This is a genomic window from Diaphorobacter sp. HDW4A (genome assembly GCF_011305995.1).
Classification (GTDB): domain Bacteria; phylum Pseudomonadota; class Gammaproteobacteria; order Burkholderiales; family Burkholderiaceae_C; genus Diaphorobacter_A.
This window is the reverse complement of the sequence record NZ_CP049910.1, coordinates 4,735,934-4,755,798: the sequence shown is the minus strand read 5'-3', so window position 1 is coordinate 4,755,798 and position 19,865 is coordinate 4,735,934. Positions and strand designations below refer to the sequence as shown.

The window sequence follows — 19,865 nt, the reverse complement described above, 5'->3', positions numbered from 1 at the left end:
GCTATTCTCAAACTCACATTACGCTCCCTTTCCATTCACTGAACAGCAACGTGCCAGCATCTCATTCCGACATCGATCAGTCGCGGCTTGCCCGGTTTCTTGGATTTCGGCTCACCCGCGCGAAGGTGCAGGTGCACAGGGCGCTGATGTCGCGTCTTTCCGCGCAGGAACTCAGCACCACCGACTTTTCGGCGTTGGTGCTGATCGACTCCAACCCCGGGTTGTACCAGCGGCAACTGGGCCTCGCGCTTGAAATCTCGCCGCCCAATGTGGTGCCCATCATCGACCGGCTGGTGCAGCGCGAGGTCGTCGTGCGCCTGCCCAGCAAGGATGATCGCCGCATGCAGGAGCTGCATCTGACCGACGCGGGTCGCGCGCTGCTCAAGAAGGCCGAGGCCGAGGTCGCGCGGTTCGAGCAACTGCTTGAAGATTCGCTCACCGCGACCGAGCAGCGCTACATCAACTCGGCGCTCAAGAAGCTCAGCGCGTTCGAGGCATAGCAACGCCAGCACACACCAAGGGTGATCAGCCGAACCAGGCTTTCACCCTGGACCAGAGCGACTTTCCTTTTTTGCCTGCGGGATTGAAGAGCTCACGCAGTTCAGGCAGGTCGTCGTGGGATGCATCGAGCTGCTCCAGTTCGTTGAAGCGCTCGCGTGCCTGCCCGGGCTGTCCTGCGGCATGCAGCAGTTGAACCAGCGCGGACAGCATCGTCGCACGCCCTTCGTCGTCGGGCGGATTGATTCCGTCGAACTCCACAAAGCGCGTTGCCCACCGGATGGCTGCGTCGGCGTCACCAGCTTCCGATGCGATGGTTGCCCTCCAATACCACACGGCAGGAAACCAGGGATTGAGTGCGGCGGCGGCGTCGAGGTCGGGGATGGCGTTGTCGTTCTTGTCCTGCATGCACAGGGCATGTGCGCGATAGACATAGGCCAGCGCGAGGGCGGGATCGGGGGCGGTGTCTGGTCGCCACGCGTTCTCGTTTGCGGGGGCGCGTGGTTGTGGTTCGAGCGACTGGATCACTTCGCCGAGCCAGCGTATGCCTTCATTGGAATCGATGTCTTCGCGCACCAGCAGCATGCCGTAGTCGAGCATGGCGTCCACGCCCTGGACCTTGTCTGAGGCGCGATCGGCGAGGCATTCCGCGAACTCCTTGCGCGCTTGCGGCAGCCAGTCCTGGCCGACGAGATCGGCGTCATAGAACCAGCTTCGGTAGCGCAGATAGGCCAGTGAGTAACGGGTCTCGAACCAGCGCGCCGCACCCTCGTCCGTGTGGCGTTGCGGCTCAAGCAATTGCCGGGCTTTGTCGGCCAGTGCAAGACCGCTTTCGCGCGCGCTGCGGCCACCATGGTCGCGGCGATTGCGCAGCATGAGGTGCACCAGTCGCGCGTCGTTCGGATGGCGCTCGAACATGCGCTTCATGGCTTCCCATTGATCGTTGAGCGCGCCGACGTTGTTGGTGAAGAGCACCCGCCAGTCTTCCGGGAAATGGTGCTCGTCCGAGTTGCACAAGCGTGCATGCTTGCGGTTGTCGGACCACTTTTGCTGAAACGCTTCGCGCTTGGGCAGCCACTCGTCAGGCGATTCGCTGAGGCCTGCGGCTGCCAGAACGCAGGATTGCGCGCGGCATCCGTATTCGATGTCGTCCTTCCCGAAATGCTTCTCAACGAAGGTCTGGAGTTGTGCGGCGCAGCGCTGTGCGGCTTGGGCATCGCCACTGCGGATCGCTCCGTTGGCAGCGCTCAAGGCGTTCTCGATGAAGGGCGAGCTGTGAAAGCCCCGTTCGTGGATCGGCCACGCTTCGCCTTCGCGCTCGAGCTTGCCGAGCGCGATGCCAAGGTTGTTGCACAGCATGGCGAAGAAATGCGGATCGGTTGCGAAGCCGTTGCGCTCACCCTTGTCCTCGAATGCGATGTAGTGGCCGTAGCCCTGCTGCAGGATGTCGGCGGCGAGTTGCCAGTAGGGGCGAGCGCGCGAGTCGCTCAGGTTCTTGTACCAAGAGTCTTCGTATAGCGGCGTGATGATGTCGGTGCCCGCGTTGTAGAGCCACTCGGGATCGCGCAGTGCTGACAGTTGCGACCGTCGGGCACGGGCAGCCCCTTGCGCAGGCACAGCATGGCGTATTGCGCGAAGCTGCGCGCGCGTGGGCAGGCACGCCAGTCCACCTGTTGCCACAGTTTCAAGGCCAGATCTTCGTCGTCATATCCGGCCGCGTCGCCAGCCTTGATGAGCAGAATTTCGTTGGCGTCGATACCTATGCGCTCGTAGTCGGCCACCATGCGCGCGTCGCCCTCGGGGCCTTCGCCGTAGCGCTCCTTGTAGCGTTCGTCGTAGCCGTTGAGCAGCATTTGGAGAGGGGCGTATTGCGACTCCACGGGCTCGATCAGCGTGATGATCTCCTCGCCGATGCTGCTGAGTCCGTGGCGCTCCAGGTGTGATACGAAGTGGTCCGCGATGCTCTCGGCCATGGGCCAGTTGCGCGCGGCGATGGCGATGCGCACCATATCGGCATGCTGCGGGAACACTAGCGAGTCATGTTGGTAGGCCTCGTTGGCGGCCACGCTGGCCGCTTCATGTTGACCGGCGGCTTCACGCGCCAGCGCCAGCGCGTACCAGGCTTGATAGAAGGCGAATGCGCGCTCGCGCATGGTCTTCCATTGCGTGACGGCGGCGAGCGCATCCAGCCACGCCTGTGCCGTTTGTTGCGCGCCCGATGGGTTGCCCTGGGCAATCAGTTGGTGAACGCGTTGAAAGTCGTTTGGTGGTGGCATGAGGCTGCATGTCGGAGTCGCCCAATCGGCTGTTCATCATACGAAACAGCAATTGAAGCTCAATGGTCAATTGAAAACATGTGTCCCGCAGGGCGAAAAAAAGGCCGAGACCGCCATCAGCGGAATCGGCCTTGAGGCACTACGAAAGCGGGATCAGAACAACTTGATCAGCGCAGGCACACTCAATACGGCCGTGTAATAGCCCATGAATTGCACGCCGGTGTTGAAGCCGAAGTTGCGCGACAGCAGGCCGCCCATGAGGCCCATGGTCAGGATCACCAGCAGGCCGAGCAGCGCGCCTTCCCAGACGCTGATCACGATGATCAGGCCGACGAAGGTGGCGATGATGGCTTCGTGGCTGACCTTGCGCGAGACGAACATCGCGGCGCGGCGGGCGTAGTTCATTGCGAACGGATACGACACGAGCGCGGCCAGTGCGACGGCGAGCAGCCCGTAGCCGAGGAACTCCCAGTGGCTCATCAGGTTGTGCAGGTTGTGCGTCTGGCCGGTGGCGGCGTCCACGGTGAAGCGCGGTGGCGCATTGAACAGCGGCGCGGCAGGGCCAGCGGCGACGGGGCTTAGCGGCAGGCCGAAGGCGATCAGCGGGATCAGCGCCTCGGCGATGTAGGTGGCTTCGGTCACGCCGTTGCGCGCGGCGAGCACGGTGGTCAGGCGGTGATACGCGTGCTTGATGCGCGAGCCGACCAGTTCACCGAGCACCACGGTCATCGCGACCGGGCTGAACACGAAGGTGGCGCTCGAGATGCCAGCGGTGACCAGCGTCCAGCGTGTCTGTGTCTTGTCGATCACCTTGAACGGGTTGGGGAAGTAGCCCGACCAGCCCTTCACGTCAGGTGCGAGGTTGAACTGGCGCACCTTGTCGCGCTTCATGCGCTCGCGGCCCTGCGGGGACATCACGGTGAACAGGTCGGCGATCAGCGGGCCGATGGCGATGCCGAGGAAGTAACTGATGCTGAGCTTGGTGTCGTACTTGGCGGTCAGCGTTTGCAGCGCGATGATCACCACGACGAACGGAATCAGCAGCGCGACGGCGGCCCAGCGGCCCTTGGAGAAGTAGGCGATCAGCAGCGCGGCGCACAGAAAAATCCACGGCGCAGTCTTGGTGATGGCCTGGCCGAACGGCGCGAGCATCACGGCGAACAGCACGGCCAGCGGCACGGCGACGAAGGCGGCAATGATGGCGCCGGAGATCATCTTGCGCAGGGCGATGTGCGGCACGCCGAGCTTGCGCAGCAGGTCCGCGTCTTGTAGTAGCGGCGTGGCGAGCGTGTCGCCCGGAATGCCGAGCAGCGCGGTGGGCACCGCGTGCGTCATGTGCTTGGCGACGGCGCCAGCCAGGAAGAAGGTGAAGACGCCTGCGGGCGGCACGCCCAGCAGCACGACCAGCAGCGTGAGCGGCGCGAGCGTGGTGGTTTCATCGGTGCCCGAGACGAGACCAATGGCCGCGAAGACCACGGCGCCGATCAGGCCCATGGCGGCGGCAACGCCGATTTGTTCAATGAGGACGGGATCCATCTGTTGGTACTCCGCTATGCGATCAATGGTGCGCCGAACGGGAGCCGTTGGACGAGGAGGATGAAGAGGTTGAGGCGGTGGTGGCAGCGGGCGCGGCGAACAGCTCATAGAGCTTGAGTTCCTTGAGCTCGCTGACCACGGCGGGCGGCAGATCGGCCACGGTGCCAAGGCCGCCGGGCTGCTTCTCCAGCTCGGCCAGCACTTCGGCACGCCACACGGGGTCGGTGGATATGTCGAGCTCGGTCACTTCGCGCTTGGGCGGAAACAGGCGCGCGCAGATCACGCCCGCCAGAATGCATCCGGCCAGACCCGCGAGCATGGCGTAGGCTTGCGCGAGCTGTTTGGATTCGACGAACGATGTGAGCCAGCGCGACGCGAGAAAGTAGCCCGCCACGCTGATGCCGGTGCCTATGAGGATGGCCCAGACGAGGTGTCTGAGGTCGACCGTGTCGCCCCAGACTTCAGCCAGATGCCAGCGCTCGCGGCGCTCGGACGGTGGGTTGGGTGTCATGTGTTTGTCTCCTGCGGGCATGGCGATGCCCGATGCGCGTATGTCGGGCTTTTGCCTTGCGTGCGCGATCTTTGGGGATGGAAAGGATGGGCGAAAGAATCGCAAAGGCGAGCGCTGCCCGGCCGGGTCCGGCGCTCACCTCATGGATAGCCGTGCTGGGAGATCAGCTCTTGGCGCGCAGCTCGGCCAGCACTTCCAGGGCCCGGTCGGTGCGCACGTCGTGCTCGGCGGCCAGGCGTTTGGCGACCTGCTCGACTTCTTCACCCACAGCCCCCGCGACCAGCGCGATGTTGCGTGCGTGCAGGGCCATGTGGCCGCGCTGGATGCCTTCGGTGGCAAGAGCGCGCAGAGCGCCCATGTTCTGCGCGAGGCCGACGGCGGCGGCGATCTCGCCAAGCTCCTGCGCCGACTTCACGTCCATGATCTTGAGGGCCAGACGCGCCAGCGGGTGCGTCTTGGTCGCGCCGCCCACGAGGCCCACGGGCATCGGCAGCTCGATGGTGCCAACCAGCGCGCCGCTGTTGTCCTTCTCCCAGGTGGTGAGCGAGGTGTAGTGGCCATTGCGGCAGGCGTAGGCGTGCGCGCCGGCTTCCACTGCGCGCCAGTCGTTGCCGGTGGCGACGATGACCGGGTCGATGCCGTTCATGATGCCCTTGTTGTGCGTGGCCGCGCGGTAGGGATCGATGGCCGCGAAGGTGTAGGCGTCCAGAATACCCTCGATGATTTCCTCGCCGCTGCGCTCCTTGGTGGTCAGCGTCTGGGCGGTGACGCGCACGCGGGCACGGGCCAGGCGCAGGTCGGCCAGGTTCGACAGGATGCGCAGGCGCACCGAGCCGCCGGTGAGCTTCTCGATCAGCGGCGACACCGATTCGGCCATGGTGTTGACAGTGTTCGCGCCCATCGCGTCGCGCACGTCGACGATCAGGTGCATCACCACCATGGGGCCGCGCGGCGTGCTCGGGAACACATGGACCTCGATGTCCTTGCAACCGCCGCCAAGACCGATCAGCACCTTGTCGCGGCTGTTGGCGAGCGCGAGGATTTCATCGCGTGCCTTGAACAGCGCAATGCGCGCGCCGTAGGGATCGTTCACGCCGAGGATCTGCACTTGCGCGCGCATCAGCGGCAGGGTGCTCGAAGTCTGGAAGCCGCCGTCTTCACGGGCTAGCTTGGCCATGTACGAGGCGGCGGCGATGATCGAAGGCTCCTCCACGGCCAGCGGTACGAGCACGTCGCGTCCGTTGATCTGGAAGTTGCCGGCCACGCCCATGGGCAGCTCGAACGTGCCGACCACGTTCTCGATCATGCCGTCGGCCAGCGTCATCGGCAGCGCGCCGGGGTTGGCGATGAGCGCGTGTTCTTCGGCGCTCAGGTTGCAGGCATTGGCCACATGGTCCCAGCGTTGGGCGGGGTTGAGGGCGCGGAAATTGGGGAGGCGGGAGTCGATGGCCATGGGTGAAAAGTCCGGGTAGGCACCGCCCCAAAAGGGGGCGATTTCAAACAGTTGGTCCGACTGTATTGAAACTGTACCTTTATAAAAAGGTACAGTTTGCACAAACAGTCTCGTTGCAGTGCAGCATTTCGGTGCAAAACCCGGGTGGCGGGTCGCTACGACGCGAGAATTCACCCGATGGACGGAGACACACACCCATGAGCGAGGCACGGCGCTCCGCACCGATTGCGGACAAACTGGCGGATCTGATCGGCCAGCAGATCACCGACGGCGTCTACCAGCCCGGCGACAAGCTGCCGTCGCTGCGCGAGCTCGCGCAGCTGCACCGCTACGCCAAGAACACCGTGGTGTCGGCGTTCGACCTGCTGGTCTCGCGCGGCATGATCGAGCCGCGCCGGGGATCGGGCTTCTACGTGTCGCAGCAACTGCGCAAGCCCCGCGCAGTGGACGAGGACAGTGGCCAGCTCGGCCGCGCGATGGACACCGTGTGGCTCGCGCGCGAGCAGCTCATCACCCAGCCCGAGGTGGCGGCGGTGGGCGATGGTTTTCCGCCCATCGAATGGCTGGCCGACATGCGCATGGACCGCTACTACCAGAAGGTGGTACGCACCGGGCTGGGCTCGCTGTTCCGCTACGGCAACCGCTTTGGCTACACGCCACTGCGCGAGAGTCTGGTGCGCAAGCTCGGCGTGCTGGAGCTGGCCGTGCAACCGAACCAGCTGGTGCTCACGCACGGCGCGAACGACGCGCTCGATCTGGTGATCCGCTACTTCGTGCCGCCTGGTGCGACTGTGCTGGTGGACGAGCCCGGCTACTACCTGCTGTTCGGCAAACTCAAGCTTGCGGGAGCGCGCGTGATTGGCGTGCCGCGCGAGGCCGACGGCCCCGATCTCGCGGCGCTCGAACGCATCCTCGTCAACGAGCGCCCGCGCCTGTTCTTCACCCAGTCGCTCGCGCATAACCCCACGGGCTCGGACCTCAGCGTGCCCAAGGCCTATCGCTTGCTGCAGCTCGCCGAGCGCCACAATCTGGTGATCGTCGAGGACGACCCGTTCGCCGATTTCAAGCCCACCTCTGCCGTGCGCCTGTCGACGCTCGACCAGCTTGAGCGCACGATCTACGTGGGTAGTTTTTCCAAATCATTCTCGGCCGCGCTGCGCGTGGGCTACATCGCCTGCAGCGCCGCGCTCGCCAACGATCTGGCCGATCTCAAGGCGCTGATCCACGTGAGCGGCTCGGAATACTGCGAGCGGATGGTCGACGTGATGCTGCGCGAGGGCCGCTACGAACGCCACCTTGTCAAGCTGCGCCAGAAGCTCGGCGCCGCCACCGAACAGGCCCAGCAGTGGCTCGACGCGCAAGGCTGCGAGGTCTTCGCGCGCAACGCGCAGACGCTGTATCTGTGGGTGAAGTTTCCGGGCGTCGAGGACTCGCTGCAGTTCGCCGAAGCGCTGCTGCCCCACGGCGTGAAGATGGCACCGGGCCGGGTGTTCCATCTTGACTCGTCGGCACCGTCGGCCTGGTCGCGCTGCAACGTGCCGGCAATGCTGGATCCGAGGTTTCAGAAGGCGGTGGGGGAATTGCTGGGGAGCACAAAAACCTAGCCCGTGCGCGCTTCGTGCTGGCGAACAATCGCCGCCCGCACGTTCTGCACATGCGCCATCCCCGCCTTGTCCGCCGCCGCTGCGTTGCCCGCGAGGATCGCCTCGCTCATGGTCTGGTAGTCGCGCATGCGCACTTTTTGCAGTGTGGCCGGGCGGTGCTGAGCGTAGACGATGGGCATCTGGATGGAGGGGAACAGGCGGCGCATTTCCTGGCTGTCACTCGCGACGAGGAATGCGCGATAGAGGCTGCGGCGTGCGCGCGCAAAGGCTTCGCTGTCGTTGGCCTGGTCGGCGAGACCGAGTTCGCGCAGGGCCTGCGTGATGGGCTCGGGCGACTGGCCGTCGGCGATGCCCTGTGCGGCGCTTTTCGCGAGCAGGCCGGTCATGCGTTCGGCCACGTCGAGCACTTCGAGCGTCTGCTTCAGTGTGAGCGAACGGATCGCCGCGCCCTTGTTGCGCGAGAGTTCGATCACGCCTTCTGCGCAGAGGCGCTGCAGGGCCTCGCGCACCGAGTTGCGGCTCACGCCGTATTGCGCGGCGAGATCCACTTCCACGAGCCGCTGGCCGGGCACGAACGACTGGTTTTCGAGCCCTTTCATGATGCCGTAGAAGACACTGCCAGAGGCACTGTCACTGCGGCCTTCCTGTTGTGTTGTCTGCTCGTCTGCTTGCTCGGTCTGGGTGCGCGCCATGGGATGCTTGTGCCGAATGAGGTGGACCGGGCGATGCCTGAGTCGGCAGCCCGTAATGGGTAGGGAATATGCCAGAACCCGGCGTTGGAGGTCTTGTCCGATGCGCCGGGTTGTCGCCAACAGGATAGTGAGTCATCGGTGGGTGTGTTTCAATATTGTTGAACAATCTGTGTTGTCGTGAAGAACGGCTCAGGATGCCGGCCCACTGTTTCCCCGAGGAGAATTCATGGACTTTTCGCTTTCCCCCGAGTTGCGCGTGCTGCGTGACAGAACGCGGCGCTTTATTGCCGAGCAGGTGATTCCGCTGGAGCGCGATCCGCGCCAGTCCACGCATGGTCCGAGCGAGGAGCTGCGCCGCGAGCTGGTGGGCCTTGCGCGCGACGCCGGGCTGCTGACGCCACATGCGTCGAAAGAACTGGGCGGCATGGGACTTACACACGTCGAGAAGGCGGTGGTGTTCGAGGAGGCAGGTTACTCCTGGCTCGGCCCGACGGCGATGAACATTCATGCACCGGACGAAGGCAACATCCACCTGATGGAAGAAGTCGCCACGCACGCACAGAAAGAGCGTTGGCTGCGCCCGCAGGTCGAAGGCAAGCTGCGCTCGTGCTTTGCGATGACCGAGCCGTCGCCGGGGGCAGGTGCCGATCCGTCGATGCTCGCGACCACGGCGGTCAAGGATGGCAGCGACTATGTGATCAACGGCACGAAGTGGTTCATCACCGGCGCCGAGGGCGCGGACTATGTGATCATCATGGCGCGCATGGAGGACGGCTCGGCGACGATGTTCCTCTCCGACATGGACCGCCCCGAAATCGTGCTGGAGCGCAGCATGGACGCGATGGACTCGTGCTTCACCGGCGGCCACGGCGTGCTGCGTTTCGACAATCTGCGTGTGCCCGAGGCCGACGTGCTCGGCGAGATCGGCAAGGGCTTTCGTTACGCGCAGGTGCGACTGGCACCCGCGCGGCTCACGCACTGCATGCGCTGGCTTGGCCAGGCGCGCCGCGCACACGAGGTCGCGCTCGAATACACGCGCAAGCGCCAGGCCTTCGGCAAGCCGCTGGCCGAGCACGAAGGCGTGGGCTTCATGCTGGCCGACAACGACATGGATCTGCACTCCGCGCGCATGAACATCTGGCACACGGCATGGCTGCTCGATCAGGGTGAAAAGGGCAACTACGAATCGAGCCGCGCCAAGGTGATCTGCTCCGAAGCCGAATGGCGCGTGGTGGACCGCTGCGTGCAGATGCTCGGCGGCATGGGCGTGACAGGTGAGACGCCGGTGATGCGCATCTTCAGTGACATGCGCGCCTTCCGCATCTATGACGGCCCGAGCGAAGTGCACCGCTGGAGCATGGCGCGCAAGCTGGTGCACATGGCCGAAAAAGCGGCTGCGGAGGCACACGCATGAGCACGACGGACAAGTTCAGCCTCAAGGACAAGCTCGTGCTGGTGACCGGCGCGTCGAGCGGTCTCGGCACGCATTTCGCGCAGATGCTGGCGGCCAACGGCGCGAAGGTGGCAGTGGCCGCGCGGCGTGCGGACAAGCTGCAGTCGGTGGTCGACGGCATCGTGAAAAGCGGCGGCGAAGCGCGTGCGTTTTCGCTTGACGTGAGCAATGGCGCGAGCGTGAAAAGCTGCTTCGATGCGATTGGTGAATGGGCCGTTCCCGACGTGATCGTCAACAACGCGGGCGTGACCGTGACGCGCGCGCTGCTCGATCAGACCGAGGAAGATTTCGACAGCGTGATCGATACCAATCTCAAGGGCAATTGGCTGGTCGCAACCGAGGCCGCACGTCGCATGGTGGCCGCGAAGAAGGGCGGTGCCATCGTCAACGTGGCTTCGATCCTCGGCGAGCGCGTGGGCGGCGGCGTGGCGCCTTATGCGATCTCCAAGGCCGGTGTGATTCAGGCGACCAAGGCGATGGCGCTGGAACTCGCGCGCTTTCGTATCCGCGTGAATGCGCTGCTGCCGGGCTATGTGATCACCGATCTGAACCGCGACTTTTTGACGAGCGAGCAGGGCGAGAAGCTGCGCATGCGCATTCCAAGCCGCCGTTTCAGCGAGCTGAGCGATCTAGATGGGCCGCTGTTGCTGCTTGCATCTGACGCGGGAGCGGCAATGTCGGGCTCCGCCGTTGCAGTGGACGGTGCACATTTGGTGAGCGGACTATGAGCGAAAAAAACACCAACACCACGCTTCCTGCCGAAGCGCTTTGGGCGTATCTGCAAGGCAAGGGGCTTGCCGATGCACAGCATCCGCTTGAGGTGCGCGTGCTTGCGGGTGGGCAGTCGAATCCGACCTTCCGCATCGACGCAGGCAATGGCCGCCACTACGTGCTGCGCAAAAAGCCGCCGGGAGCGCTGATCGCCTCGGCGCACGCCATCGACCGCGAATTCCGCGTGATGAAGGCGCTGGCCGATACCGGCGTGCCGGTGCCGCGCATGCTCGACTATTGCGAGGACACGGACCTGATCGGCACGCCGTTCTACGTGATGGAGTTTCTGGACGGTCGCGTGTTCATGGACCAGTCGTTGCCCGGCATGAGCAACGCCGGGCGTTTGGCGATCTACCGCGAGATGAACCGCGTGATCGCTGGTCTGCACGCGGTCGATTACAAGGCGGTGGGCCTTGCCGACTACGGCAAGGAAGGTAACTACATCGGCCGTCAGATCGCGCGCTGGACGAGGCAGTGCAAGGAATCGACGCTGCCGGTGAGCGAGTCCATGCACAAGCTCATGGACTGGCTGCCCGAGAATCTGCCCGCAGGCGACGAGACCACGCTGGTGCACGGCGACTACCGGCTCGACAACCTGATCTTCCACCCCACCGAGGCACGCGTGATCGGCGTGCTTGACTGGGAGCTGTCGACACTGGGCCATCCGCTGGCCGATCTGTCGTACCAGTGCATGGGCTGGCGCATTCCGCACGACCTGTGGCGCGGCATTGGCGGGCTGGATCTTGCCAAGCTCGGCATCCCGTCGGAAGAGCAGTACGTGAAGTGGTACGGCGACGCCACCGGCCGCGATGCGGCGGGGCACTGGGATTTTTACATCGCCTACAACCTGTTTCGCATGGCCGCCATCCTGCATGGCATCGCTCAGCGCGCGGCCGACGGCAATGCGACGGCCGACGATGCGGTGGAGACCGGGCGCAAGGCGGGCCCGCTGGCCGACCTCGGCTGGCAGGCGGCAGAGCGCTACATGGCTTCGCGCTGAGCGAGGGCGATGGCGTCGATCAGGGCGGGCGCGAGCGTGCTGCCGTGGTCGAGGCCAGACAGCTCCTGGCTGTCGACCTCGAGTTGCGGGCGCTGCAGCGCGGACAGGCGCTCGGCCAGTGTTTCCACATGCTCGTTCATGCGCCGCTCGGCAGCTTTGGCTGCACGCGCGGGATCGCTTTCCTTGCGTTTGGTGCGCTCGCGCGAGCCGACGCGCAGTTGCACGATGATGTTTGGTTGAGTGGTGGGTGCGCCGCTCGCGATCCACTTTTCTGCGGTGCCCAGCGCCTGCGCGCCGTTCCACCAGAGCGACGGACTGGCCGCCGCGTAGCGCGAGAACAGCTGGTTGCGGGTGGTCAGCGCATGAATGGCGAGCAGGCCGCCGAGCGAATGGCCGAACAGCGTCTGCCGTGCGGGGTCGATGGTCCAGGCGGAACGCAGCGCCGGTTGCAGCTGGCATTCGATGAAATCGAGAAACACCTCTGCGCCGCCCGAGCCCTCTTCCATGACCGGGGGCGGCGTGTAGTCACGCTTGCGGGCGATCTGGTCCATGGAGCCGTCGATCGGATAGCCAATGCCGACCACCATCAACGGGTCTTTGCGCAGCCCCGCCGGGCGGTTGCCGGTGTTGCGCGCGAGTTGCGCCGCCGTCACGAAGCTCGCATTGGCGTCCAGGAGATACAGCACCGGATAGCCGCCCGCAGGCGCTGGCGCATCGGGCACCTGGACGAAGACCCGCCAGACCCGCCCGCTGGCCGCATCGCGCATGTCGAGCTGGCGGCTGCCCGGAATCTGCACGGGCGGCGCGTCGCGCAGGGCGTTGGGGGCGGAGGCGGCGGATGTGTTCATGTCGGGAGCGGCGCAGGCGCTGAGCAGCAGGGACGCCGAGCCCAGCCCCAGCAGGCCACGGCGCGAAAGGCGGGCGCGGGGAAGTTGAGTCATTTGAGGATGAGAATTTATCTCATCCATTATCGCTCTTGATTGGTTTCCGGCAGCGTATGCAATGACCTCAGGTACTCGAATGAGCATGGTCCAGGCCAGCAACCGCCGCGCAAGGGCCGCCCCGCCGCGCTGGCGGTGTCCCCCTGCCCGAAATGCAACGCGTTTCGAGAGCGGGGGGAAGACGCGAAGCGGCTCAGGGGGGCGTTTCCTTTCAGACCTTCATTTCGTAGCCGATGGTGATCGGCGCGTGATCGGAGAATTTTTTCGCCTTGTAGATTTCTTCGGTCCGCGCGAGCGCCGCGATGGCCGGGGTGGCCAGGTGGTAGTCCAGGCGCCAGCCCACGTTGTTCGCGTAGGCCTGGCCGCGATTGCTCCACCATGTATAACAACTGTCAGTGGTGTCGGGCTGAAGCTGACGATACACGTCCACCAGACCACCGGTTGGGTCAGTTGTGTGCAACAACTTTGTCATCCACTCACGCTCCTCTGGCAAGAAGCCACTGTTTTTCTGGTTGCTGCGCCAGTTTTTCAGGTCGATCTGCTGGTGGGCGATGTTCACGTCGCCACAGAGAATGAACTCGCGCTCGGCCTTCAGCTTCATCAGCGTCAGGTGGAATTCGGCCAGAAAGCGGAATTTGGCCTGCTGACGCAGATCGCCTGAGGAGCCGCTCGGGAAATACGCGCTGATGATCGAGAACTTGCGCCTGGGCGTGTCGAAGCGGGTTTCGACGAAGCGGCCCTCGGCGTCGAATTCGCCCGAGCCGTAGCCGATCACGACGTCGCTGGGCTCGTGGCGGGTGTAGACACCGACGCCCGAGTAGCCCTTCTTCTCGGCGAAGTGGAAATGGCCCTTGAGCTCGCCAATCGACTCGAACTTGTCGGCAATATCAGCGGCCTGAGCCTTGATTTCCTGTACGCAAATACAATCCGGACGAGTTTCCTCCAGCCACTCCACCACGCCCTTGGACGCGGCGGAGCGAATGCCGTTGAGGTTGAGACTGGTTAATTTGAACAAGGAAGAATTCATGGTGAGCAAGAGCGATCAAACGGCAGAACAGACCCGGCTGGCGCTGGATTTCGTGCAATTTGCAGTGGAATCCGGCGTTTTGCGCTTTGGAGAATTCAAAACCAAGGCCGGGCGGATGAGCCCCTACTTCTTCAATGCGGGGCTGTTCGATGATGGCGCAAAAATGGGCCGTCTCGCCGAATTCTATGCAAAAGCCATTCTGGCCAGTGGCATGGAGTTCGACATGGTCTTTGGCCCCGCCTACAAGGGCATCCCGCTGGCGGCCACGGTGGCCGTCGAGCTGGCTCGCCAGGGCCGCAACGTGCCGTTTGCCTACAACCGCAAGGAAGCCAAGGATCATGGCGAGGGCGGCACCCTTGTGGGCGCGCCGCTCAAGGGCCGCGTGCTGATCGTCGACGACGTGATGTCGGCTGGAACCGCCGCGCGAGAGTCGATCGCGCTGATCAACGCTGCGGGCGCTACTCCACACGCTATCGCGATTGCACTGGACCGCCAGGAAAAAGCCACAGAGAATGGCCGCGACGTGGACCATAGTGCCGTGCAGTACGTGCGAGGCGAGTTGGGAATGCAGGTCTGTACTATCGCAAAGTTGGCAGACTTATTGCAGTATCTGTCGGCAAGTGGTGGTGGCGACGAAATGAAGGCACATCACGAGCGGGTTCTGGCCTATCGCGTGCGGTACGGCGTCGGAGACCATTGAGCATCCATCATGTGAGGCAATGAAGGGGACGGATTGAAAGCGGCTGCAAGTCAACTTTTCATGGGCGCGCTGGCTATTGTCGGCTTTGTGTGTGTGGTCGCTCCCGTGGCCGCGCAGAATGCCGTGTATTCCTGTGTTGACAAAAATGGCCGACGCATCACTTCCGACCGTCCTGTCCCTGAATGCATCGACCGTGAACAGCGAGTGCTGGACAAGACTGGCACCGAGCGCCGCCGCATCGGCCCCACGCTGACCGAGAACGAGCGCACCGCGCAGGATGCGCAGCGCCGTGCGGATGCAGAGCAGAAGTCCAAGGTGGCCGACCAGCGCCGTCGCGAGCGCGCACTGATCACGCGTTACCCTGATGAAGCCACGCACAATGCCGAACGCGTTACGGCGCTTGCGGTGTTTAACGACTTGATCCAGATCGCCTACAAGCGCATCGAGCAGCTGCGCTCTGACCGCGCGGCGATCAACACCGAGCTCGAGTTCTACCAGAATGATCCCAAGAAGGCCCCTTCCAAGGTGCAGCGGCGCATTACGGACAACGAAGAGGACATCGCCGAGCAGCAGCGCTACATCGCCACGCAGCAGGACGAAAAGCGCAAGGTGCAACAACGTTTCGACACCGAGCTGGTGCAGCTCAAGGAGCTGTGGGCGGCCGAGCGCGCGGCCGCCGGCAATGCCGCTTTGGGCAGCGTGGCAGCGCCTGCGGGCGGCGCATCTGTTACCAGGCCCGCACCGACTTCACGCTGATTCTGTTGACTCAGGAGTTGCTGGCCGCTCGCATCAGGCGGCGGCAGAGGCTCGCACGGGCGCCCAGAGGGCCTGCTCCGATGTCAGGAGCGCTGTGATCGCATCGGCATTGACCGCGCGGCTGAACAGATGGCCCTGACCGATTTCGAATCCCGCAGCCAACAGCGACTGGCATTGTTTTTCCGTTTCTATGCCCTCGGCCACGAGTTCCAGCGACAGGTCTGCGCCGATGTGACCGATGGCATTGACCACGGCAGTGATGGCAGGATCGCTGCCGAAATTGCCCACCAGATTGGAGTCGATCTTGAGGCAGTCCACAGGGAAGTTTCTCAGTCGGGTGAGTGATGAATGACCTGTGCCGAAATCGTCGAGCGCCACGCGTATGCCCGCTTGCTTGAGCTGCAAAAGCGCGCGCGTCACAAAGGCCGAGCCGCGATCATCGAGCGTCTGCTCGGTCACTTCGAGCTCTATCAGCGTTGGGTCCACACCCGCTTTCTCGATCTGCTTGAGCAGTCGCTCGGCAAAGTTGTCACGCATGAACTCTACCGGGGCGGCGTTGAGTGATACCGGCACCAGCGTCAGACCAGCGTGCTGCCAGTTCAGGATGTCGGCCATTACCTTGGCGCGCAGCGCGTCGGCAATGCGGGTCGCCAAGTCGTAGTTGAGGAAGGCCGCCTGCACGGTGCCGGGCATCTGCAGTCCGCCATGCTCGACGTCTTGCGAGCGCAGCAGCGCTTCGAGGCCTACCAGCTTGCGGTCCAGCAAGCGTACCTTGGGCTGGTAGTACGCACGCACCGTGCCGTCGCGCAGGATGCGGCGGGCCTGGTCCATCTGCACGGCCTCATCTTCGAGCGGGCGCATGATCTCGGCGTTGAAGATACGCACGCCGCCGCGGCCATTGACCTTGATGTCGTTGAGGGCGGCGTCGGCATTGCTCATCAGCACCATGGGGTCGCGCGCGTCGCGCGGGTACAGCGCGCAGCCGATGCTCATGCTGCCGTTGATGCGCTTGCTGGCGTAGTTGATCGGAGGGTCGAGTTGCAACATGACGCGGTGGGCGATGCGCATCACGGCGTCGTCATCCTTTACGTCCTGCAAGACGATGGCGAACTCATCGCCGCCGATGCGCGCCACGAAGGCGGAATCGGGCAAGCAACCTTGAATGCGCCGCGCCATGACCTGCAGCAGGTGGTCCCCCGCCGCGTGACCCAGCGTGTCGTTGAGGTGCTTGAAGTGATCAAGATCGACCAGCATCAACAAGGCACCACTGCCTTTTTCGCGCGCGCGCAGCAGGGCTGGACGCAGCGCCTCCTGGAAAGCGCGGCGATTGGGCAGTTCGGTCAGTTCATCAACCTCGTTGGCCTTGCGCAGTCGCTCTTCGGCGAGCTGCTGCAGCGTCACGTCACGCGAGACGCACAGGATGCTCATGGTCTTGCCGTTGTCGTCAAGCACCGGCGTGAGAATGTTGTCCCAGAACTGCGGCTGCTTTCCGGGCACCACGCTCTTGCCGGAAAAGCGCGCATTGCCGCCACGCAGCGCCTGTCGGAAAGCGCGCAGACCCGCTGCGTGAATCTCGGGCGGCAGCAGCTCCAACCATTTCATGCCAAAGCCGGAGTCGGGTGACACACCCAGCGCCTTGCAGCCCGAGAGGTTCATATGGGCGAGCGTGCCGTCGGGATTGACGATCTTGATGCAGTCGACGCTCGCGTCCAGCATCTTCTCCTGCATGCCGAGATTGCGCACCAGTGCTTGTCGCGCGAGCACGCGCTCATGGATGTCGGTGGCGCTCAGGTACCAGTGTTGCTGAGCTTCATGATGCAGTGCGGATACCAGAAACCAGCGAAAACTGCCATCGACCGCCCGCATGCGCAGTTCTTCCTGAAAACCAACCTGCGTTTTGAGCATCTCGGTCCAGAGACTCGCCAGACGTGCGGCACTTTCGGGATGCACTGCGTCCAACCAATTGGACGTGTTGTCCCCGGTGTAATTGCGCCAAGCGGCGTTGCCCCAACCGGGCCGGTCCGCGTGGCCCGCCACCCAGATCAGATGTGGAAGGCAATCCATGGTTCTGTGCATGAGCTCCGCCGTCCCCTCATTGGCCACCGCAGCGGGCACTGAGGCAGCACGGGCGGTCTTTTTCCCCCCGGTGACTGGCTTGAGTGGAGTTGGCTGACTCATGAATGGCTTTCCGTTGCAAGGAAGTTTGGCGAACTGGAGATGAGAAAGTGGCATCCACAGTATCGATGCAACAGATGTTAGTTTTAATTCTACTATTGATCAATCGGTGTCAATTGTTTTTGTAATTTTTTGATTGACGCGGAAATTCCGTTGGCAAACGGAAACTCGCAAATACTCACCACTTTTTCATCAACTCGGAAATATAGGCGAGGTTTCAGCAAAAACTAAGCGTAAACGTCATTCAGGTTGCCGGACACCCAAATCAGGCTTGGCAGCCGGGCAACATGCGCGGCTGCCGTTACAGCGAAAAGACCACCAGATCAGGCCTGGCGGCCTGCAGCTCGGGGCCATTGGGTGATTTCTGGTGGCCTTGCAAGAGCCATTGGCTCCCCCCCGGGGGAGGGGGTTACTTGGTGGTTGCTGCCGTCGAACTCTCAGCTCCGTAGGTCTTGGTGAGGTAGTCCACCATGGCTGGAATGTCCGTTTCTGGGAAGGGAGCTCCAAACGGATGTTTCATTTTTTTGACAGTTGCTTCCCAGTAACTACGTGGCGAGGTCTTCGGCTGGTACTGCGCATACTGCGCCGAATGGCACATCAGGCAGTTCTGCAAGGTCAGGGTGTAGCCTGGCATATCGCTTTGCTTGTAGAGCGCGGTTTCGGCGGGCAGGTCGATCTCCAGCGCCATGGCTGGGTGGGCCGCGCCGCAGACAGCGGCGAGCAGGGCGATAGGCACAGTGATAGTGCGGATCAGGGACTTCAGTCGGTTGGATGTGGTCATGATGTCCTGCTCCCTTACACCGCTGACACGCGAACGGTTTCCACCACATTGCGCATGTAGCCTGCGGGATTCCAGAGTGCTTCGAGTGGCTGGCCCTGCCCGGCGCGGTTCACGGCGCGTACTTTGAGTTCATAGGAGCCCTTTTTCATCGGTTTGAACGCGGTCCTCCATTCGCGGAACGAATATCTGCTCAGCTCTTCGCCCAGCGTGGCCGACTGCCAGGTCTTGCCGCCGTCGGTGGACACCGATACCTCGGCGATGCCCTGGCCCCCATCGAAGGCAATGCCGCGCAGGACGATCTCCTTGCCCGCCTTGAGTTTGGCGCCGTCCTGCACGCTGGTGATGAACGACCGCGTGTTGAAGCGGTTGATCGGTACGGTCTTGGTCGGCCCTTTGCCCGCAGGGGTGCAGGCGCAGGGATTGGCCGGAATGCGGTAGGCCGTCGCCATCCAGAAGCCGTCGAACACCTTGTCCAGCACCTCTATGTCGTTCACGTGCTTGACCCAGTAAGTGCCGTAGTAGCCGGGCACGATGAGGCGCAGCGGATAGCCGTTGAGCATGGGCAGATCCTTGTCGTTCATCGACCAGGCCAGCATGACCTCTCCATCCAGTGCGTGATCGATGTCCAGCGCCTTCACGAAATCTGGCCCGCCATCGATGGGTGGTTTGTCCATGCCGTTGAAGCTCACCTGCACCGCGCCCTTTTTCACGCCAGCTTTTTCGAGCACGCGCTTGAGCGGCACGCCGGTCCACTTGGCATTGCCCATGGCACCGTGGCCGAGCTGGCCGCCATTGGCGCGTGGCTCGAAGAAGCCACGGCTGTTGCCCGAGCACTGGTGCGCGGCCACGAGGCTGACTGGCTCGCCAAACTGCTTGAGCGCGGCTAACGACAGATCAAGCGGCGTGTCCACCAGTCCGGTGACCTTCACGCGGAAGTCTTCGGCCTTGATGTCGGTGGGAATGCCGCTCCAGTGGTAGCGCACAAAGAAGGCGTCATTCGGTGTGAGCAGGCCTTCGTTGAACACCTCGAACGGCGTCTCGAGCTGCGGCGGACGACTGGTCTGCAGGATCAGCGGGCGCTTCTGAGGAAAAGTCACCATCTCGCGCTCGCCATTGGCGAACGGCAAGGTGATGGTCTTGGGCGTGGGTGAGTCGGTGGTGGCCCAGGCGTGCATGCTGGGGCTCAGCAGTCCTGCTCCGGCACCGGCGGCCCCCAACGACTTGAGGATTCTGCGGCGGGTGGAGCGGGGGCTGGCGTGCGGAAGGTCGGATGGATTCATCGCGTGTCTCCGTTGTTGGAATGATTTTTGTTGAGTGGGCGATCGATCGGTGGCCAAAAGCTGCAGCCCCGTACGGTCCTTGTCGGACCCGCAAACGCATTGCTCACACCGCTTGCAGCTCCCGACCTGCGCAAGATAGCACGCAGTTTTTGGACTGACGCATGAATGAAATTGGAAAATCTAGGTAGGCGTTATTGAGTCAATCGCTTGATCTCATTCCCTGCGTGCGACGCTCACATTACAAACAATGCTTAACGCAACCGCTGGAGATACGGAGTCTATAAATAGTTTTGTACAATCAATTTTCAAATTGAATTGTCTTTAACTGGTTGCGTATCTCCCACATACGGGCAACCAAGTCCAGCTGGAGGCGCATTGGGCGTCCTTGGGTGGATCGGCGATTCGGATTGC

Annotated in this window: 17 protein-coding genes; 7 read left to right on the top strand and 10 right to left on the bottom strand. The window is 63.2% G+C overall.

Annotated features, from left to right (window positions below; translation table 11 throughout):
* Nucleotides 1-50 precede the first annotated feature (50 nt).
* A complete protein-coding gene (locus tag G7047_RS21845) occupies nt 51-500 on the top strand; it encodes a MarR family winged helix-turn-helix transcriptional regulator (protein ID WP_240939214.1) in 450 nt (149 codons plus the stop codon).
* 25 nt (nt 501-525) lie between these two features.
* Here G7047_RS21845 and G7047_RS21840 read toward each other — a convergent pair whose 3' ends face one another.
* From G7047_RS21840 to G7047_RS21825, 4 genes are all read right to left on the bottom strand, one after another.
* The gene (locus G7047_RS21840) at nt 526-2,115 is read right to left on the bottom strand and encodes a bacterial transcriptional activator domain-containing protein (protein WP_166310033.1); all 1,590 of its coding nucleotides are present in this window, start codon (nt 2,113-2,115) and stop codon (nt 526-528) included.
* Nucleotides 2,116-2,927: 812 nt separating this feature from the next.
* Nucleotides 2,928-4,310: a tripartite tricarboxylate transporter permease gene (locus tag G7047_RS21835; RefSeq protein ID WP_166310031.1), complete on the bottom strand. Its 1,383-nt coding sequence runs from the start codon at nt 4,308-4,310 to the stop codon at nt 2,928-2,930.
* Between the two features lie 22 nt (nt 4,311-4,332).
* Entirely contained in the window at nt 4,333-4,821 is a 489-nt protein-coding gene (locus G7047_RS21830) for a hypothetical protein (protein ID WP_166310029.1), read from the bottom strand.
* 163 nt (nt 4,822-4,984) lie between these two features.
* Nucleotides 4,985-6,274: a hydroxymethylglutaryl-CoA reductase, degradative gene (locus tag G7047_RS21825; RefSeq protein WP_166310027.1), complete on the bottom strand. Its 1,290-nt coding sequence runs from the start codon at nt 6,272-6,274 to the stop codon at nt 4,985-4,987.
* Nucleotides 6,275-6,471: 197 nt separating this feature from the next.
* On the opposite strand from G7047_RS21825, the gene G7047_RS21820 reads away from it, so the two are divergent.
* Nucleotides 6,472-7,878 carry a PLP-dependent aminotransferase family protein gene (locus G7047_RS21820; RefSeq protein ID WP_166310025.1) on the top strand — a complete coding sequence of 469 codons (1,407 nt, stop codon included), beginning with the start codon at nt 6,472-6,474 and terminating at the stop codon, nt 7,876-7,878.
* On the opposite strand, the gene G7047_RS21815 is transcribed toward G7047_RS21820, so the two are convergent.
* Nucleotides 7,875-8,570, bottom strand: coding sequence for a GntR family transcriptional regulator (locus G7047_RS21815; RefSeq protein WP_166310023.1), 696 nt, complete (start codon nt 8,568-8,570; stop codon nt 7,875-7,877). The genes G7047_RS21820 and G7047_RS21815 overlap by 4 nt on opposite strands.
* Before the next feature lie 226 nt (nt 8,571-8,796).
* Here G7047_RS21815 and G7047_RS21810 point away from each other — a divergent pair, with 226 nt between their 5' ends.
* From G7047_RS21810 to G7047_RS21800, 3 genes are read left to right on the top strand one after another with little or no spacing between them, the layout of a single operon-like run.
* A complete protein-coding gene (locus G7047_RS21810; RefSeq protein ID WP_166310021.1) occupies nt 8,797-9,984 on the top strand; it encodes an acyl-CoA dehydrogenase family protein in 1,188 nt (395 codons plus the stop codon).
* Nucleotides 9,981-10,751, top strand: a complete 771-nt coding sequence (locus G7047_RS21805) for an SDR family NAD(P)-dependent oxidoreductase (protein WP_166310019.1) — start codon at nt 9,981-9,983, stop codon at nt 10,749-10,751. The genes G7047_RS21810 and G7047_RS21805 overlap by 4 nt, the downstream gene beginning before the upstream one ends.
* Nucleotides 10,748-11,794 (top strand): phosphotransferase, encoded by a 1,047-nt coding sequence (locus G7047_RS21800; protein WP_166310017.1) that lies wholly within the window; start codon nt 10,748-10,750, stop codon nt 11,792-11,794. The genes G7047_RS21805 and G7047_RS21800 overlap by 4 nt, the downstream gene beginning before the upstream one ends.
* On the opposite strand, the gene G7047_RS21795 is transcribed toward G7047_RS21800, so the two are convergent.
* Both G7047_RS21795 and G7047_RS21790 read right to left on the bottom strand, forming a co-directional pair.
* Complete coding sequence (locus G7047_RS21795) at nt 11,776-12,735, bottom strand: alpha/beta hydrolase (RefSeq protein WP_166310015.1); 960 nt, start codon at nt 12,733-12,735, stop codon at nt 11,776-11,778. The two genes, G7047_RS21800 and G7047_RS21795, sit on opposite strands and share 19 nt — an antisense overlap.
* A gap of 211 nt (nt 12,736-12,946) precedes the next feature.
* Nucleotides 12,947-13,750, bottom strand: a complete 804-nt coding sequence (locus G7047_RS21790) for an exodeoxyribonuclease III (RefSeq protein ID WP_166310013.1) — start codon at nt 13,748-13,750, stop codon at nt 12,947-12,949.
* Between the two features lie 10 nt (nt 13,751-13,760).
* Here G7047_RS21790 and pyrE point away from each other — a divergent pair, with 10 nt between their 5' ends.
* Both pyrE and G7047_RS21780 read left to right on the top strand, forming a co-directional pair.
* A complete protein-coding gene (gene pyrE, locus G7047_RS21785) occupies nt 13,761-14,462 on the top strand; it encodes an orotate phosphoribosyltransferase (protein ID WP_166310010.1) in 702 nt (233 codons plus the stop codon).
* A gap of 60 nt (nt 14,463-14,522) precedes the next feature.
* Entirely contained in the window at nt 14,523-15,218 is a 696-nt protein-coding gene (locus G7047_RS21780) for a DUF4124 domain-containing protein (protein WP_166310009.1), read from the top strand.
* A gap of 33 nt (nt 15,219-15,251) precedes the next feature.
* Here the strand turns inward: G7047_RS21780 and G7047_RS21775 are convergent, their stop codons facing one another.
* From G7047_RS21775 to G7047_RS21765, 3 genes are all read right to left on the bottom strand, one after another.
* Nucleotides 15,252-17,396 (bottom strand): bifunctional diguanylate cyclase/phosphodiesterase, encoded by a 2,145-nt coding sequence (locus G7047_RS21775; RefSeq protein WP_166310008.1) that lies wholly within the window; start codon nt 17,394-17,396, stop codon nt 15,252-15,254.
* A 406-nt stretch (nt 17,397-17,802) separates the two neighbouring features.
* The gene (locus G7047_RS21770) at nt 17,803-18,174 is read right to left on the bottom strand and encodes a cytochrome c (RefSeq protein ID WP_166310007.1); all 372 of its coding nucleotides are present in this window, start codon (nt 18,172-18,174) and stop codon (nt 17,803-17,805) included.
* Between the two features lie 14 nt (nt 18,175-18,188).
* Nucleotides 18,189-19,454, bottom strand: coding sequence for a molybdopterin-dependent oxidoreductase (locus G7047_RS21765; RefSeq protein ID WP_166310006.1), 1,266 nt, complete (start codon nt 19,452-19,454; stop codon nt 18,189-18,191).
* Nucleotides 19,455-19,865: the final 411 nt, after the last annotated feature.

Excerpts from the sequence above, each read along its gene's own strand:
- G7047_RS21780 (WP_166310009.1), top strand. The coding sequence starts at position 14,523 with ATGGGCGCGCTGGCTATTGTCGGCTTTGTGTGTGTGGTCGCTCCCGTG.
- G7047_RS21770 (WP_166310007.1), bottom strand. The coding sequence starts at position 18,174 with ATGACCACATCCAACCGACTGAAGTCCCTGATCCGCACTATCACTGTG.
- G7047_RS21765 (WP_166310006.1), bottom strand. The coding sequence starts at position 19,454 with ATGAATCCATCCGACCTTCCGCACGCCAGCCCCCGCTCCACCCGCCGC.
- G7047_RS21795 (WP_166310015.1), bottom strand. The coding sequence starts at position 12,735 with ATGACTCAACTTCCCCGCGCCCGCCTTTCGCGCCGTGGCCTGCTGGGG.
- G7047_RS21835 (WP_166310031.1), bottom strand. The coding sequence starts at position 4,310 with ATGGATCCCGTCCTCATTGAACAAATCGGCGTTGCCGCCGCCATGGGC.
- G7047_RS21830 (WP_166310029.1), bottom strand. The coding sequence starts at position 4,821 with ATGACACCCAACCCACCGTCCGAGCGCCGCGAGCGCTGGCATCTGGCT.
- G7047_RS21815 (WP_166310023.1), bottom strand. The coding sequence starts at position 8,570 with ATGGCGCGCACCCAGACCGAGCAAGCAGACGAGCAGACAACACAACAG.
- G7047_RS21775 (WP_166310008.1), bottom strand. The coding sequence starts at position 17,396 with ATGAGTCAGCCAACTCCACTCAAGCCAGTCACCGGGGGGAAAAAGACC.
- G7047_RS21800 (WP_166310017.1), top strand. The coding sequence starts at position 10,748 with ATGAGCGAAAAAAACACCAACACCACGCTTCCTGCCGAAGCGCTTTGG.
- G7047_RS21825 (WP_166310027.1), bottom strand. The coding sequence starts at position 6,274 with ATGGCCATCGACTCCCGCCTCCCCAATTTCCGCGCCCTCAACCCCGCC.
- G7047_RS21820 (WP_166310025.1), top strand. The coding sequence starts at position 6,472 with ATGAGCGAGGCACGGCGCTCCGCACCGATTGCGGACAAACTGGCGGAT.
- G7047_RS21805 (WP_166310019.1), top strand. The coding sequence starts at position 9,981 with ATGAGCACGACGGACAAGTTCAGCCTCAAGGACAAGCTCGTGCTGGTG.
- G7047_RS21810 (WP_166310021.1), top strand. The coding sequence starts at position 8,797 with ATGGACTTTTCGCTTTCCCCCGAGTTGCGCGTGCTGCGTGACAGAACG.
- pyrE (WP_166310010.1), top strand. The coding sequence starts at position 13,761 with ATGGTGAGCAAGAGCGATCAAACGGCAGAACAGACCCGGCTGGCGCTG.